18 protein-coding genes are annotated in these 15,032 nt (G+C 40.5%); 8 read left to right on the top strand and 10 right to left on the bottom strand.

All coding sequences use genetic code 11. The annotated features are described in order from the left end of the window. Positions 1-399 precede the first annotated feature (399 nt). The 3 genes from def to CFT42_RS00620 are packed head-to-tail and all read left to right on the top strand — an operon-like array spanning position 400 to position 2,501. The gene (def, locus tag CFT42_RS00630) at positions 400-951 is read left to right on the top strand and encodes a peptide deformylase (RefSeq protein WP_088808671.1); all 552 of its coding nucleotides are present in this window, start codon (positions 400-402) and stop codon (positions 949-951) included. Positions 952-999: 48 nt separating this feature from the next. After that, a complete protein-coding gene (locus tag CFT42_RS00625) occupies positions 1,000-1,998 on the top strand; it encodes a ThiF family adenylyltransferase (RefSeq protein WP_088815147.1) in 999 nt (332 codons plus the stop codon). Positions 1,999-2,012: 14 nt separating this feature from the next. Beyond that, on the top strand, positions 2,013-2,501 hold the full coding sequence (locus CFT42_RS00620; protein WP_088815146.1) for a MogA/MoaB family molybdenum cofactor biosynthesis protein: 489 nt from the start codon (positions 2,013-2,015) through the stop codon (positions 2,499-2,501). A 45-nt stretch (positions 2,502-2,546) separates the two neighbouring features. On the opposite strand, the gene moaA is transcribed toward CFT42_RS00620, so the two are convergent. The 6 genes from moaA to CFT42_RS00590 are packed head-to-tail and all read right to left on the bottom strand — an operon-like array spanning position 2,547 to position 6,365. After that, the gene (gene moaA, locus CFT42_RS00615) at positions 2,547-3,551 is read right to left on the bottom strand and encodes a GTP 3',8-cyclase MoaA (RefSeq protein WP_088808668.1); all 1,005 of its coding nucleotides are present in this window, start codon (positions 3,549-3,551) and stop codon (positions 2,547-2,549) included. 11 nt (positions 3,552-3,562) lie between these two features. Beyond that, positions 3,563-4,039 (bottom strand): cyclic pyranopterin monophosphate synthase MoaC, encoded by a 477-nt coding sequence (gene moaC / locus CFT42_RS00610; protein WP_369821452.1) that lies wholly within the window; start codon positions 4,037-4,039, stop codon positions 3,563-3,565. After that, the gene (locus tag CFT42_RS00605) at positions 4,039-4,281 is read right to left on the bottom strand and encodes a MoaD/ThiS family protein (RefSeq protein WP_088808666.1); all 243 of its coding nucleotides are present in this window, start codon (positions 4,279-4,281) and stop codon (positions 4,039-4,041) included. The genes moaC and CFT42_RS00605 overlap by 1 nt, the downstream gene beginning before the upstream one ends. Continuing rightward, positions 4,268-4,690 carry a molybdenum cofactor biosynthesis protein MoaE gene (locus tag CFT42_RS00600; RefSeq protein WP_088808665.1) on the bottom strand — a complete coding sequence of 141 codons (423 nt, stop codon included), beginning with the start codon at positions 4,688-4,690 and terminating at the stop codon, positions 4,268-4,270. Before CFT42_RS00600 ends, CFT42_RS00605 begins: the two co-directional genes overlap by 14 nt. Further along, on the bottom strand, positions 4,687-5,175 hold the full coding sequence (gene mobB / locus CFT42_RS00595; RefSeq protein ID WP_088808664.1) for a molybdopterin-guanine dinucleotide biosynthesis protein B: 489 nt from the start codon (positions 5,173-5,175) through the stop codon (positions 4,687-4,689). The genes CFT42_RS00600 and mobB overlap by 4 nt, the downstream gene beginning before the upstream one ends. Further along, a complete protein-coding gene (locus CFT42_RS00590; protein WP_088808663.1) occupies positions 5,154-6,365 on the bottom strand; it encodes a molybdopterin molybdotransferase MoeA in 1,212 nt (403 codons plus the stop codon). Before CFT42_RS00590 ends, mobB begins: the two co-directional genes overlap by 22 nt. A 168-nt stretch (positions 6,366-6,533) precedes the next feature. Between CFT42_RS00590 and CFT42_RS00585 the strand changes: the two genes are divergently transcribed. The 3 genes from CFT42_RS00585 to CFT42_RS00575 are packed head-to-tail and all read left to right on the top strand — an operon-like array spanning position 6,534 to position 8,415. Further along, entirely contained in the window at positions 6,534-7,205 is a 672-nt protein-coding gene (locus CFT42_RS00585) for a molybdate ABC transporter permease subunit (protein ID WP_088808662.1), read from the top strand. A 33-nt stretch (positions 7,206-7,238) separates the two neighbouring features. Beyond that, positions 7,239-7,871 (top strand): ATP-binding cassette domain-containing protein, encoded by a 633-nt coding sequence (locus tag CFT42_RS00580; protein WP_088809060.1) that lies wholly within the window; start codon positions 7,239-7,241, stop codon positions 7,869-7,871. After that, a complete protein-coding gene (locus CFT42_RS00575) occupies positions 7,846-8,415 on the top strand; it encodes a molybdenum cofactor guanylyltransferase (RefSeq protein WP_244169911.1) in 570 nt (189 codons plus the stop codon). The genes CFT42_RS00580 and CFT42_RS00575 overlap by 26 nt, the downstream gene beginning before the upstream one ends. A 53-nt stretch (positions 8,416-8,468) precedes the next feature. Here CFT42_RS00575 and CFT42_RS00570 read toward each other — a convergent pair whose 3' ends face one another. The 4 genes from CFT42_RS00570 to CFT42_RS00555 form a co-directional block, all read right to left on the bottom strand. Next, the gene (locus tag CFT42_RS00570; RefSeq protein WP_088815145.1) at positions 8,469-9,347 is read right to left on the bottom strand and encodes an ROK family protein; all 879 of its coding nucleotides are present in this window, start codon (positions 9,345-9,347) and stop codon (positions 8,469-8,471) included. A 94-nt stretch (positions 9,348-9,441) separates the two neighbouring features. Beyond that, the gene (locus CFT42_RS00565) at positions 9,442-9,783 is read right to left on the bottom strand and encodes a PqqD family protein (RefSeq protein ID WP_088815144.1); all 342 of its coding nucleotides are present in this window, start codon (positions 9,781-9,783) and stop codon (positions 9,442-9,444) included. A 12-nt stretch (positions 9,784-9,795) separates the two neighbouring features. Next, positions 9,796-11,706, bottom strand: a complete 1,911-nt coding sequence (locus CFT42_RS00560) for an OPT family oligopeptide transporter (protein ID WP_088808658.1) — start codon at positions 11,704-11,706, stop codon at positions 9,796-9,798. Positions 11,707-11,912: 206 nt separating this feature from the next. Beyond that, positions 11,913-12,683, bottom strand: a complete 771-nt coding sequence (locus CFT42_RS00555; protein ID WP_088815143.1) for a Cof-type HAD-IIB family hydrolase — start codon at positions 12,681-12,683, stop codon at positions 11,913-11,915. A gap of 443 nt (positions 12,684-13,126) precedes the next feature. Here CFT42_RS00555 and CFT42_RS00550 point away from each other — a divergent pair, with 443 nt between their 5' ends. Together CFT42_RS00550 and rnjA are read left to right on the top strand one after the other, a co-directional pair. Beyond that, positions 13,127-13,336: a DNA-dependent RNA polymerase subunit epsilon gene (locus CFT42_RS00550; protein ID WP_088808656.1), complete on the top strand. Its 210-nt coding sequence runs from the start codon at positions 13,127-13,129 to the stop codon at positions 13,334-13,336. A 6-nt stretch (positions 13,337-13,342) separates the two neighbouring features. Then, positions 13,343-15,010 (top strand): ribonuclease J1, encoded by a 1,668-nt coding sequence (gene rnjA / locus CFT42_RS00545; RefSeq protein WP_088808655.1) that lies wholly within the window; start codon positions 13,343-13,345, stop codon positions 15,008-15,010. The last annotated feature ends 22 nt before the right edge of the window (positions 15,011-15,032 follow it).

The following is a 15,032-nucleotide window of genomic DNA, read 5'->3' as shown; positions in this document are numbered from 1 at the left end:
ATACACCAATCTTCCCTTTTAATTTACACTACTAACCAAAGGAAGTCAATATAATGAACTTCGGAATTTCTATCGCTTTCATTAGCTTAACATCAGTCATTATTCGTTTATTCACACTGTACTAAAAAATACCTTCCATTTTAAATTCTGTTATATAATATAATAAAACAGTTATTACCACACCAGTAAGACACTTTTTCATCCGCCTATTAGTTAGTTTGTGAATTCACAAACTATAAAAATTTTTCTTCTGGATTAAAAACGAATAATCACTCAGATATTAATCAATTCGTTCGCTTTTATCTCTCAATATAATTTAGTTTTCTCAATCCATTCCAATTTTAAAACATATTTGATAGAATAAAGAGTAGTTAATGAATGAACAGGAGCGTCGATGAGATGATTTTAATGAAAGATATTGTTCGTGAAGGTCACCCGGCTTTACGCGAAGTTGCAAAAGAAGTAACTTTCCCTCTTTCTGATGAAGAAAAACAATTAGGACAAGAGATGTTAACTTTTTTAAAAAATAGTCAAGATGAAGAAATAGCAGAAAAATATGGACTACGTGGTGGTGTTGGTCTTGCTGCCCCGCAACTTGCTGTTAATAAACGAATTATTGCTATCCATATTGAAGATGAAAATGATAAACTGTATAGCTATGTTTTATATAACCCAAAAATTAAAAGCTATTCCGTTCAAGAAGCATGCCTTGCAGGCGGTGAAGGCTGTCTATCTGTTGACCGCGAAGTGCCGGGCTATGTCGTTCGCAGCGAGCGCATTACGCTTACTGCTTTTGATGAAAACGGAACACCTATTAAGCTTCGCCTAAAAAATTATCCTGCGATTGTGGTGCAACATGAAATTGATCATTTAAACGGCATTATGTTTTTTGACCACATTAATAAAAATAATCCATCTTACCTTCCGCCAGATGTGGACGTGTTAGGTTAAGATAAAAAAAGATGCCTATTTTGCGCATCTTTTTTAGGAGGTTTTGCTATGGAGAGATACGATAGACAGATTCGGGTTAAGGAAATCGGAGCTTTTGGGCAAAAAAAAATTAGGGAGACGACTGTCCTTATTGTTGGAGTGGGTGCAATTGGGACTTATGCGGCTGAAATGATTGTCCGTATGGGTTTTAAGCGGCTTGTTTTAATCGACCGCGATTTTGTTGAACTGTCGAATTTGCAACGTCAGACGCTTTTTACGGAAGCTGATGCGGAAGCAAGACTTCCTAAAGCGTACGCTGCAGCCTTAGCTTTAAAACAAATGAATCGTGATGTTGTGGTGGATTTTGTTGTGGACGACGCCAATGCCGAGTCGCTTGCCCCTTTTACGGATGTGAATTTTGTGCTTGATTGTACGGACAATTTTTTGACGCGGCGCTTTTTAAATGATTGGTGCCGGGAACACGAGATTCCGTGGATTTATACATCTTGTGCGGGGACTTACGCTGGGCTGATGCCGATTGATTCAAAAGCTTCTGCTTGTTTAACTTGTCTGATTGGGGAAATGCCGCAAACCAATGAAGCGAGTTGCGATATTATTGGGGTGCACGGTGCACTTATCCCCATTGTAGCAGGGGCGCAAGTTTCGCTGTTAATTAAAATGATGCTTGATGAAAATTTTACATATAATACGTTTTATCAAATTGATAACTGGCAATTATCATTACAAAAAATTGCTGTTTTGAAGTTGCGGACTTGTCCATCTTGCGGGGAAAAAAAGCAAGAGCAGAGAGCATTTTCTTCGCAGCCTATTTTGCTTTGTGGGCGTGATACGGTGCAATTTCAACTGGTGGAAAGTCGGCAGGTTGATTTTGACGGGATTATGAAGCGGCTTGTGCGGGAACAATTGGACGTGCACCGCAATGATTTTCTGCTTTATTTTGATTTTGAAGGCTACCAACTCACGGTTTTTAAAAACGGGCGCGTTTTAGTTCATGGAACGGACGAATTAAATACGGCGCGGAAAATTTATCACCACTTTTTCAATTAAAAGGAGGCATTTCAATGCATGCAGGCAATTCATTTGTGGCGACTGTGGCCATTTTGACAATTAGCGATACGCGGACTTTTGAAACGGATTCTAGCGGAGCTTATATTGAAGAGAGTTTAGCGGCATCGCCTCACCACGTTTTAAAGCGCGTAATTGTGCCAGATGACGCGGTGCAAATTAAGCAGGCAATGGAAGCTCTAAAACAAGAGGACATACACTGTATTATTTCGACTGGTGGTACGGGACTTGCGAAACGCGATGTAACATTCGAAACGCTTGTTTCGGAAATCATACAAGAAATCCCCGGCTTTGGTGAGCTTTTCAGACAAATTAGTTTTGCTGAGATTGGCACAAGAGCCATGGCAACCCGTGCGTTTAGCGGATTCCTAGATAACGATATTTTATTTTTTGCGTTACCGGGTTCAAAAAACGCCTGCGAAACGGGTATGAAACACTTAATTTTGCCGGAGATGGGGCATCTTTTGGCAGAACGACATAAATAAAAATGCAAAAAGGACGAAACCTTTTCCGAGATTTCGTCCTTTTTATTATCCACCAATCTGGCTCATTCGTCGCCAAGTTGGTTTATGCGAAGTATCCTCATCTTGAAGTTTCAAGGCCATTTCGTGATTTTCAGGCTTATTGTCGATGGATTGTTGCACAATCTTCATCAATTCTTCAGGATTATTTTGAATGTACGGGCGAATATTAAGCTCCTCGTCCCAGTATAAACATGCTTTAATGTAGCCATCTGCCGTCAGACGCAACCGATTGCAACTCGCGCAAAAATGCGAGCTCACCGGATGGATTAAGCCAAAAGTCCCGGCCGCCCCTTTCAAGCGGTAATTCTCAGACGGACCGTTCCCTCTCACTGAATCGACCGCTTCATATTCAAACCCAACTTCTTTACACTTGTCAAAAATGGTCGTTAAAGACAAATATTTCTTCTTCCAACTATTTCCAGCATGACCAATTGGCATGTACTCGATGAACCGAATGTTAATATCTTTATCCTGTGTAAACTTTAAAAAGTCGATAATTTCGTCGTCATTCTGCCCTTTGATGAGGACAACATTTAATTTAATCGGAAAAAGGCCCACTGCTTCCGCTTTTTTTATGCCGTCAAGTACCTTCTGTAAGCGCCCACCGCGTGTGATTTCCTTGAATCGGTCCGCTTTTAAAGAATCAAGGCTAACATTAATTCGCGAAAGTCCCGCTTCTTTTAGAGCTTCTGCTTTTTTAGCCAAATACATGGCATTTGTTGTAATCGCGATGTCTTCAATTTCTGGAATTGCTGCGATGCCTCTGACGATTTCGACAATATCCGTCCGGAGAAGCGGTTCCCCGCCTGTTATCCGTACTTTTTTTATGCCAAATTGCGCCATAATTTTCATGAAATCGACAATTTCGTCCTTTGATAACACTTTTTCGTGAGGTAAGAATTTAAGTCCTTCTTCTGGCATACAATAAACGCAGCGTAAATTACAACGATCCGTAACCGAAATTCGAATGTAATCATGCGCCCGACCAAAACGATCCGTTAAAACTTGCACAGCTATTCCCCCTATTTTGACGAAAATTCGCCACTTTTACCGCCTGATTTTTGAAGCAAACGCGTCCGTGTAATTTCCATGCCGCGGTCCATGGCTTTACACATATCATAAATGGTGAGTGCCGCGATGCTTGCTGCTGAGAGTGCCTCCATCTCGACCCCTGTTTTGCCAACTGTAACCACCGTCGCTTGGATGGTTAGCGTCCTGTCACCGTCATCTTGAAACGATAAATCCGCTTTTGTCGTCATTAACGGGTGACACATGGGGATAAAATCGCTCGTTTTTTTCGCGGCCATAATACCAGCCACTTGAGCTACGGCCAAAACATCACCTTTTGAAATTTTACCTTCTTTAATGCGCGTTAATGTTTCAGGTTGCATCACAACAACTGCTTCTGCAACCGCAATTCGTTTTGTTTCATTCTTCTCTGTCACGTCTACCATTTGAGCGCGCTTTTCTTTGTTAAAATGTGATAATTTATCCATCATCAACCTCCACTAACAGGCGGAATGACCGCAATTTCTAGAATTGACTCGGGTAATTCATCTGTATCTTGTTTAAATTCCATGTTGACGGCAAGCATAGATCGATGTAAGTCATCTGCGATTTCTGGAAACTCACTGCTAATTAAATCCCGCACATCGCCTACCGTTTGGCAGCCTGTCACGTTGAGTGCAGCTTCAGGCGCGACTTTTTCTGTCAAATAGGCAAAAAACTTAATGGTTGTCATCGTTTAAGCCTCCCCATCTTACTTTATCCGTATCGAATTCCTCTTTCCAAATGGGAACCGATTTTTTCAACTGCTCAATAATATATCGAGAGCCTTCATAACTTTCAGCGCGATGCTTCGTTGCGACACCAATAAAAACGGCAATATCTGAAAGTTCTAGGTCGCCTAGGCGGTGCACAATAGCAACACGTGCATCAAATTTAGCTTCTACAAATTGGGCAAGCTTTTCCATTTCTAAAAGCGCCATCTCCTCGTAGGCTGTGTAACGCATTCGCTCCGTCTGAACTTCCCCCGTCCATTCGCGAATCGTACCTACAAATGTATTGATTCCGCCGTATTTAGCGTCAATTAGAAAATCATACAGCGGCGCAATTTCAATTTTTTTATGTGTTAATTCTACCCTTTTCATTCTAAAAACTCCCCAATTAACGATTCTAAAAATGCCGTTCTCGTTTCGTTTGTCCCAATGAAAGTCACTTCATTCTGTTCCAACCTCACAAGGGAAACAAACGCGATAATTTGCCCTACTTCCTGCTTAAACCACATCATCTCGTCTGCCGAACGCAGAAGGACAATTTTAGGAAAAGGCGCATTTTTATAGCCTTCTACGAGCGTTATATCTGCTGCCCCTAATTTTGCAATCGCATCATGAAGTGTGACATTTTCCTGACTGACGATGGCGTATTTTTCGCTAGACGTAATCATGACCGCATCCGCACCTTCTTCTGCAAAAAAATACGTATCCGTTCCGATATGATCCATCTCAAAATCATGAGCGTCATGCTTAATGGCGTGAACTGTATAGCTTTGTTGTTTCAACATGCCGATAAAATCGCGAATGAGCGTCGTCTTACCGCTATTTTTAAAGCCCACTACTTGGAGGACAATAGCCATACGCTAACCTCTTCTCCTTTTTTCTTGCCGACTTGTCCCCGCGGAATCATAATTAAACAGGTTGCTAGATGCAGGTTGCCAAGCGAACTCGACATATCACTTCCTACTTTGGAAACAAAAAAGGTGCCTGCTTGCTCGCTATATGTGCCGCGTAAGAAGCGGTCGTAGCCATTATTTTTTAAGTAGTCTTCTGCCATAATCCCCGTCACCTCACGAATCGGTAACTTTTTCCCCGAAAGTTTCGCAAGTGCAGGTAGAACAAACAAATGATAGCCTGTAAAACACGCGCCTGGGTTGCCAGACAAGGCGATTAAGAGTTTGCCGCGAAAGCGCAGAGCCGTGGTTGGACTGCCGGGACGCATTTGGATTTTGTTGAAAAGAAGCTCGTTTTGGGTCGCGATATCGGCCATAAAATCATAATCGCCAACGGACACCCCGCCAGTTGTAATAATCAAATCTGCCGTTTCGCTTGCCAAAGTCAATTTTTCAAGTGTCAATTCGTAATCATCTGGCAGCGCCTCTTGGAAACAAATTTCGCAATCAAATTCTTCTAGGAGCGTGCGCAACAGTGCGTCATTACTATTATAGATTTTCCCATCTGGTAAAGCTTCAAATGGTGAGACAAGCTCGCTTCCAGTTGAAAAAATAGCCACTTTGGGGCGTTGAATGGTATGTATTTCCGTTATGCCAAAAGCAGCAAGCAAGCTTACTGAACCCGCGTTTATGACATGGCCTTTCGGAAGTAAGACGTCACCAGCGCGAAATTCTGCTCCCACTTCAGTAATGTTGCTTTGTGGTTGCGTATTAATTAAGGTGATAAAACCGTCTTCCGCTCGTTTTGACTGCTCCAGCATAATAATTTTAGCGGCTCCATCTGGCACCTTTGCACCGGTCATAATGCGAACCGTTTCTCCTTTTTTTAGCGGCTTGTCATACGTCGCACCACATGGCACTTCGCCCACCACACGAAGCGTAATCGGATAGTTCCAATCATCAGCCGCACAAATCGCAAAACCGTCATAGCCTGACCTGCGGAAGTAAGGAAAGTCAAACGGCGCAAGAATAGCGCGGCTTAACACCCTTCCTTTACTTGAATAAAGCGCGGTCAATTCTTCACTTAATGTGACTGATTTCTCGACCACGATATTTTGAGCTTCTTTGTAGGAAATCGAATCCCGTTTAAACGTCATAAAAACCCCTCATTTTCTGTATGCGTTTACTTTATACTAATATAACGTAAATGAGCGTATTTGAACAGTGAAGCCGTTTGATTTCGGCTAATCATTGACATTTTATAGTCCAGAAAGCGATAATAATAGCAGAAAACATCTTCTTTTCTTGGCTTGGAGGTCATCAATATGTTTACGCCTGTTTGGCATTCTATTTTTGTGGCGGTTATTTCTACAACTATCGCCTTTTTCGCTATGTTACCACTTAGTTATTATTTTGCAAAACGGAAATCAAAAATTCAGCTTCCAGTTGAAACTTTAATTTTACTTCCACTCGTCTTACCACCAACCGTTGTTGGTTTAATTTTGCTTTCTATTTTTGGGAAAAACAACCCGTTTGGGGGCATGATTTGGGATACCTTCCATTTTAGCTTTATCTTTTCGCTGGCTGGTGCTATCGTTGCTACCGTCATCATCATTTTGCCCATCATGTATCAAGGTTTAAAAGCGGCGTTTTTATCCATTGATCACGAACTCGTCTGGGCAGCGGAAACGCTATCTGCAAGTTCCGGTCAAATTTTCCGCAAAGTCATTCTGCCAAATTGCTGGCAACCTATTTTAGCTGGTATTCTGTTAAGCTTTTGCCGCGCAATGGGTGAGTTTGGCGCAACCCTTATGGTCGCTGGTTACATCGAAGGAAAAACCGATACGATTGCATCAAGCATTTATTTTATGGTACAGCAAGGAAATATGAAACTTGCCTTTTATTTAGGACTTCTAAATTTACTTATTGGCGTTGTGGCACTCATGATTATTCATGTTTTAACCGTTAGACAAAGCAATTTGATGAGGGGGATGTAAAACGTGACTTTACAACTTCAATTTACTAAAAAAATGCCTTTTCATGATTTAAAAGTGGATTATACTTTTGGGAATAAAATCACCGCGATTATGGGAGCGAGCGGTGCCGGGAAATCAACGCTATTTCAATGTATAAGCGGCTTGAAGCGAATTGATTCTGGCATTATCCAGTTTGAGGATATCGCTTTCGACGACACGTCTATTGCCCTTCATTTGCCGACAGCAGAACGAAAAGTAGGCTACTTGTTTCAAAATTTAGCGCTCTTTCCCAATATGAACGTGTACGACAATATTTCTTTTGGGCTTAAAATGAATAAAGCTAAGCGAAAAGATACAGCAGCAATCGAACGCCAAGTTCGCCACATCGGCGATTACTTGCAAATTTCACACTTGCTTTATTCTTCCGTTCAAAAGCTTTCTGGGGGCGAAAAACAGCGTGTGGCGATGGCGCGCGCAATGATCATTAACCCGAACCTGCTCCTGCTTGATGAACCGTTTAATGGGCTTGATGAGGATACGCGCCACCTTTGTATGGACCTTGTTCAAAATATGGCTACGGATTTCAATTTACCTGTCATTTTTGTGACGCATTACCGTTTTGAAGCGCAAAAAATGACGAACGAAATTGTGATTTTAAAGGATGGTCACCTTGAAAAAGACGCCTAGTGTTGCCATAATTTTAGCTGGTGGGAATTCGACGCGCTTTGGCTGTGACAAGGCGTTCTATGTCCCGGAAGGTAAAACGAAAACGTGGGTGGAGGAACTTGTAGCCAAACTAACGCCCGTCGTCTCACTGATTTATATTTCCATTCAGGAAAAACAATTGGGTAAGATGAACACCCTTTTTTCTCAAAACGAAAGAATTAAACTGGTTGTCGATGAGCCAGAACTTGCTGATTACGGCCCGCTTGGTGGCCTTTATAGCGTTTCGCGCATGTTACACGGGGAAAATTGCCTGATTACACCCGTCGATGTGCCGCATATCCAAACAGCCGATTTTGTACGCCTTCTTGCCGCTCAGAACGTCTATGTCAAAACAAAAGAGCATGACCACTATTTAATGGCACATCTTCCGAATTTCAAAAGCGCCATCGCAAGTTGCATCCAGCTGGATGAGCATCGCGTGATACATCTTTTAGAAAAACTGGGCACTGCCCCGCTCTTTTTCAACGACGAACTGGCCTTCCTCAACCAAAATACGCCGTTATAATATGAATTTAAAAAGGCACAGCTCTAAAATGAGAGCTGTGCCTTTTTGAAATATCAGCCTGAAATTTGGCTTTTGAAGTATTCTGCCGCTCCAATTAGGTTGGCTTGATTTTGGAACTCGCATTGTCTGAGTTCTGGCGCAAAGTAGCCCCACTCCTTTTCTTCCAAAAAAGCGTCCATTGTTTGCTTCATTTCAGTAAGAAAAGCTTGGCGCGACGAAATCCCACCGCCTAGAACGATGCAGTCTGGGTCGAGGGCAACTTGCAAGTTAAAAATGCCAAGCGCAAGCGTGTGGTAAAACTTCTTGATTTCTTCTTGTGCGACTGTGTCTCCGTCTTCTGCACGTTTAAAAATAATTTCTCCGCTTAACGAGCCCTCTTCTTCTCCTGTTCGCTTACTATAGCGTTCTACAATGCGGACAACCGTCCCGAGTTCACTAAAGGTTTTATCGCCTTCTAAAAACATCATGCCGTATTCGCCAGCATAGCCATGTTTTCCTGTGTACAGCTGACCGTTTTGAATGAAAACACCACCAACCCCAGTTCCGAGAATTAGAAATAGGACGTTCGGTAAACCTTTCGCTGCCCCACAAATTGCTTCCGCCATTCCGGCCGCATTCGCGTCGTTAATCATTTCTACTGGCAATTCGAATAGCTTTTTTAATTCTTCTTTGATTGGAAAGTGGTGAATATACGGAATAGCACTAATGCCATCGATAATCCCTTGTTCGTTTAATACAACGCCCGGGGCACTAATTGCGACGCCTGAAAACGAAAATTTATTTTGCCGACTTTCAAGTTCCTTTTTTAATAACGCTTTCATTTTGTCCCAAGTTTTAGGTGTTGGAAATGAAAAAGTGTCTTCGAGCGCATTATTATGCCAGACGCCGCCTTTTACACTTGTACCACCGAAGTCAAAAACTAGTAGATCCATTCTATTCCCTCCAAAAGCTTTTTCTTAATTAATGCCATAGTTTTTCGTATCTGTCAAAAAAAAGCTGGGAATGTTTTAACATTCCCAGCTTAGGTTAAGCTTTTCTCCATTTTAGCCAACCGTATGATTCAACAATTTGCAGGAAGCGGACTAAGCGTGATAGGCTCATTTCATCTTCATTACCGAAGGTTTCATTAAACTCTGCTTCAAGCTCAAACACGTTTTTTTGCCCGTCAATGCGGCTTAAAATAAATTCGCCTTCTGCATCTAATTGAATTTTACGAAAGGCTTTTTGTTTAAAAAAGCGGACTGCTATTTTTTCAATAGGGTTATTTCGTGCCACAAGTAAATACGCTTTATCGCCTTCTTTCGTGACTTGCAATTTATCTTTTAAAACCGGAATTTGATGGAGCAAATTCACTTTTTCTTTTGCCACAAAATGTCCCTCCTATTTTGCTTTTTTAGAACGTGGAACGGTTGAAATATAAAGAAGTGTACAGATGATTATAAAGACGATAAATGGTAACCACTGATTTTGAATGAGCACTTCTGTTGGAATGATGTTTGCGTTAATCGAAATGATGAAAGCGATAATAACGCCGAGTAGCGATTCACCGGCAATTAAACCGGATGCGAACAATGTCCCACGCTCAATTCTTTCTGCGCCTTTTCCTTCTGTATCTTTTTCTTTTTTATGCTTAATAACTGCATTTACAATCATTCGTACGAAGCCACCGAACATAACGGTTGCACTAATGTTTAGTGGCAAGTATAGGCCTACTGCAAATACGAGTGAATTCATGCCTAAAAATTCAATGACAATCGCAATTGAAACGCCGATGAATATAAGCGTCCACGGTAAATTGCCATTTAAAATTCCTTCTGCAAGAATTTTCATAAGCATTGCTTTTGGAGCTGGCAATTCAGCCGAACCCATGCCATAAGCATTGTCAAGTAAGGTTAAGATATATCCCATAACAAGACCACTAGCAAGTACACCTATCATCATTGCGACTTGTTGTTTCCAAGGAGTTCCACCAACTAAATAACCTGTTTTTAAATCCTGAGAAATATCTCCTGCAACAGCAAGCGCTGAGCAGACGATAGCCGCAACGGTTAAGGTTAATATGATTCCTTCATCACCGTGATAACCAAAAGCTTTATAAACGAGCGCAACAATAAGTAATGTTGCAATTGTCATACCAGAAACTGGTGAAGAAGAACTTCCGACAATCCCTACAATACGAGAAGCAACTGTTACAAATAAAAAGCCGAAAATACCGATGGCAAGCGCACCAATAATCCCTACATTTGTGAATGGATCAAAGGCGATAATGACGAGTAGAATTGCAATACATATGATAACCCATTTCATTGGAATATCTTTATCTGTACGTTCTAATTCAAGCATTTTTCCACCTTTATTTTTGTTCATACTTTTCATTGTGCTGCGTAAAGTTTGAATAATGGCTGGTAAAGTTTTGACAAGTGTAATCAGTCCACCTGCCGCAACTGCCCCTGCGCCAATATATCTTATGTAATTATCCCAAATTCCTGCTGCATCAAGATTTTTAAGTGCTTCACTTGCAGGAAAGATAATTTGCGCACTCTCTCCCCCGAAAAAGGCGATGGAAGGTACTAAAACTAATGAAGCCATAAGGCCACCAGCTACCATTTGACCAGCAATTTTAGGGCCGATAATAAAGCCGACACCGACTAACGCTGGATAAATTTGAGTTCCAATGAAGGCTTCTTGAAATTTATAAACGCCGACTTGGATTTCACTTTTAAAAAGTTTAAAGCCGTCTGTAAGTATTTTTACGCTACCGCCTGCTAAAAAGCCAAGTGCGACTAATTTTGCTTGTGAGCCACCTGTTTCACCAGATTTTAAAACTTCTGCACAAGCTGTTCCTTCTGGGTATGGAAGAGTCTCATGTTCATTTACAATGAGCATTCTTCTAAGTGGAACCATCATGAATACGCCAAGGAATCCCCCGACAAGAACGATGAATATCAACATAATTTGCTTAATTTCAACACCCATTAAGAATAGCGCCGGAATCGTAAATACCGCTCCTGCACCTAAGGCTTCGCCGGCTGTTGTCATTGTTTGTACAATATTATTTTCTAAAATGGAATCCCGCTTAAAAATACCTCGTAATATCCCCATCGAAATAACTGCGGCTGGAATAGATGCCGATACTGTTAGACCTACCTTTAATCCTAAATAAGCATTTGCTGCGCCAAATAGAATGGCAAGAATGATACCTAGAACGATAGATGTAACCGTAAGTTCTGGAAGTGATTTCGATGCAGGGATATAAGGAACAAATGGCTTACGCCCTTTTTGTTCACTCATATTAACACTCCTTTATATTTATTAACTGCTTTACAGCATAAAAGCAACATCTAATATAGTACACCTGTCACATGACTTTTACAACATATTTTACGTAAATAAGAATAAAACCATACATATTTCACCAAAAAAAAGACCCGTTTTTCCACAAAACAGGTCTTTTGACTTATCGCTATCTTAATATTATTCAAATTAATAGAATTTTCCTACAGAATCCCAAGATGTTGAAGTGCCTTCATAATGCCATCTTCTTCGACTGAATCTGTGACGTAATCTGCTACAGCTTTGACTTCATCTCGCCCATTTCCCATTGCAACGCCGCACCCAACTTCTTTTAACATATCAATATCATTAAGGCCGTCACCAAATGCGTATGTGTCCTCCATTTTAAACCCGAGCTTTTTAATTAACTCACGAATGCCTTTTGCTTTTGATCCGTTCGCTGGACAAACATCAACGGAAACGTCGTGCCAGCGTAAGAAACGATACTGCGGGAAATTTTCCGCGTAAAAATCATCATCTTTTTCGGCGCAGAAAAGGAGGCATTGATAAATGTTGCGTCCCTTATAATAGTTGGCATCTACTCTTGGATATTCACGTTTAATAGATGACATGCCTTCTGCTACACCAGGGTGATTAGGTAAATTTACTCGAAGTGAATCGCTTGCTGAAAATACGATTGGATTTTCTCGTTCAGTTGCAACTGTAATTAAGCGTTCAAGGGATTCTTGTGGGAGCGGATTTTTATAAATGACTTCTCCTTCAAAAATAACATATTGTCCATTGTAACTGACAAAGGATTGAATATTTAATTCTCTTGCAATTTCATCTAGCATAAACGGTGCTCTTCCTGTTGCAATGGCCACAAAAATGCCTTTTTCTTGAAGCTTTTGAACGGCTTCTTTTGTGGAAGCTGGAATTTCTTTTGCTTCATTCACAAGTGTGCCATCTACATCAAAAAATACAATTTTACTCATTTAGACATACTCCTCAGTACTTAGACTTCTACTTTAGTATAACAAATTCATTTAAAAAGTGGGAAAATCCATCTAAAAACAGCTTTTTTACGAAAATAAGGCATATTCTAGTAGCATTTATGTCATTTTATGGTATATTAGAAAGCAAGGATATTGTTCGGAGAAAAAGAATCTTGAAATACATTTGGAAAAAGGAGTTTTTAATGACGTTCACATCCCACAAATTTGTTTTAAATTCGTGGAATGATGGTATGTTAATTAAAACCTTACATGACACTTTATGATGCACGCAGATAGGATTAGCTTGTCCTGCTGTGCTACTTTACTTTTGTCTTTTTCCATGCCTACAAATTAATATCCGCAAACACTAAAATCAAAGTTTAGGACTTGTAGAGTTTACAAGCTGACTTTTTTTAATTTTTTATAACTAAGGAGAGAAAAAAATGATTTTTAAAGTATTTTATCAGGAAACAAGTACTGAAACACCTGTTAGAGAGAAAACACAAACTTTATACATGGACGCAAATGATGAAGTTGAAGTACGCCAAAATTTAAAAAATGAACCTTTCCACATCGAATTTATCGAAGGTTTGAGTGACAAGCATTTAGCGTATGAAGAAGGACAACCGGGCTTTTCGCTCTGGAAGAAGTAAGATTTTATGAAATTTGTAAAAAATAATGAAACGGCTGTTTTCGCCTTGGGTGGACTTGGTGAAATCGGTAAAAATACGTATGGCGTACAATTTCAAGATGAAATTATTTTGATTGACGCTGGAATTAAGTTTCCAGAAGATGAGCTATTAGGGATTGATTATGTCATTCCTGACTACACTTATTTAGTGAAAAATAAAGATAAAATTAAAGGGCTTTTTATTACGCATGGTCACGAAGATCACATTGGTGGTGTGCCCTATTTACTTCGCCAAATTAACATTCCCATTTATGCCGGGAAACTAGCGAGCGCTCTTATTCGCAATAAATTAGAAGAACATGGTTTACTTCGTCAAGCTAAAATTTATGAGTTTGAAGAAGACGATGTATTTAAATTTAGAAAAACGAGCGTTTCATTTTTCGGAACAACGCATAGTATTCCGGATACGTACGGTGTTGTCGTTAAAACACCTTCTGGTAATATTGTGCACACTGGTGATTTCAAATTTGATTTCACACCGGTTGGCGAGCCTGCTAACTTAACTAAAATGGCTGAAATTGGAAAAGAAGGCGTGTTATGTCTTTTGTCAGATAGCACAAACGCTGAAGTTCCGAACTTTACGATGAGTGAACGCGTTGTTGGGGAAAGTATTAAAAACATCTTCCGTGATGTACCTGGTCGGATTATCTTCGCCACATTTGCTTCCAACATTTATCGTTTGCAACAAGTTGTGGAATCTTCACTTGAAACGGGACGGAAAATCGCTGTTTTCGGTCGGAGTATGGAGTCGGCGATTGAGATTGGTCGTGAACTTGGCTATATTAAAGCGCCGAAAGATACTTTTGTTGAAGCTAACCAAATCAATCGTATTCCAGCAAATGAGTTAACGATTCTTTGTACAGGAAGTCAAGGGGAACCAATGGCGGCACTTTCGCGAATCGCAAACGGGACGCACCGTCAAATTCAAATTCAACCAGGCGATACGGTTGTCTTCTCCTCGTCCCCGATTCCGGGAAACACAATTAGCGTCAACCGTACAATTAACTTGCTTTATCAAGCAGGCGCAGAAGTTATTCACGGAAAAGTAAACAACATTCATACTTCTGGACACGGCGGCCAACAAGAACAAAAACTAATGCTTCGTTTGATGAAACCAAAATATTTTATGCCGATTCACGGGGAATATAGAATGCAAAAAATCCATGCTGAATCAGCAGCAGAGTGCGATGTGCCACTTGAAAACAGCTTTATTTGCGGCAATGGTGATGTGCTTGCGCTAACAAGTGATTCCGCCCATGTGGCAGGTAAAATTCAAGCAGCAAACGTCTACATCGATGGCAGCGGAATTGGTGATATTGGAAATATCGTCTTGCGCGATCGTCGCATTTTATCTGAAGAAGGTCTTGTTACTGTGGTCGTTTCAATTGATATGAAAAACTCAAGAGTAATGGCTGGACCAGATATCATTTCCCGCGGATTCATTTATATGCGCGAATCAGGAAATTTAATTGGCGAAGCACAAGACTTGCTTAAAAAACATTTAAATAAAGTTATGGGACGTAAAACGACGCAATGGTCGGAAATTAAAAATGAAATTACCGACACACTACAACCATTCCTATATGAAAAAACAAAACGTCGTCCAATGATTTTACCAATCATTATGGAAGTATAAAAAAAACGAGTGGAAATTTCCA

The sequence above is a fragment of the Listeria goaensis genome (genome assembly GCF_900186125.1).
GTDB lineage: Bacteria > Bacillota > Bacilli > Lactobacillales > Listeriaceae > Listeria > Listeria goaensis.
Note: the sequence above shows the minus strand (reverse complement) of the source record. Positions and strands in the feature narration are given on the sequence as shown.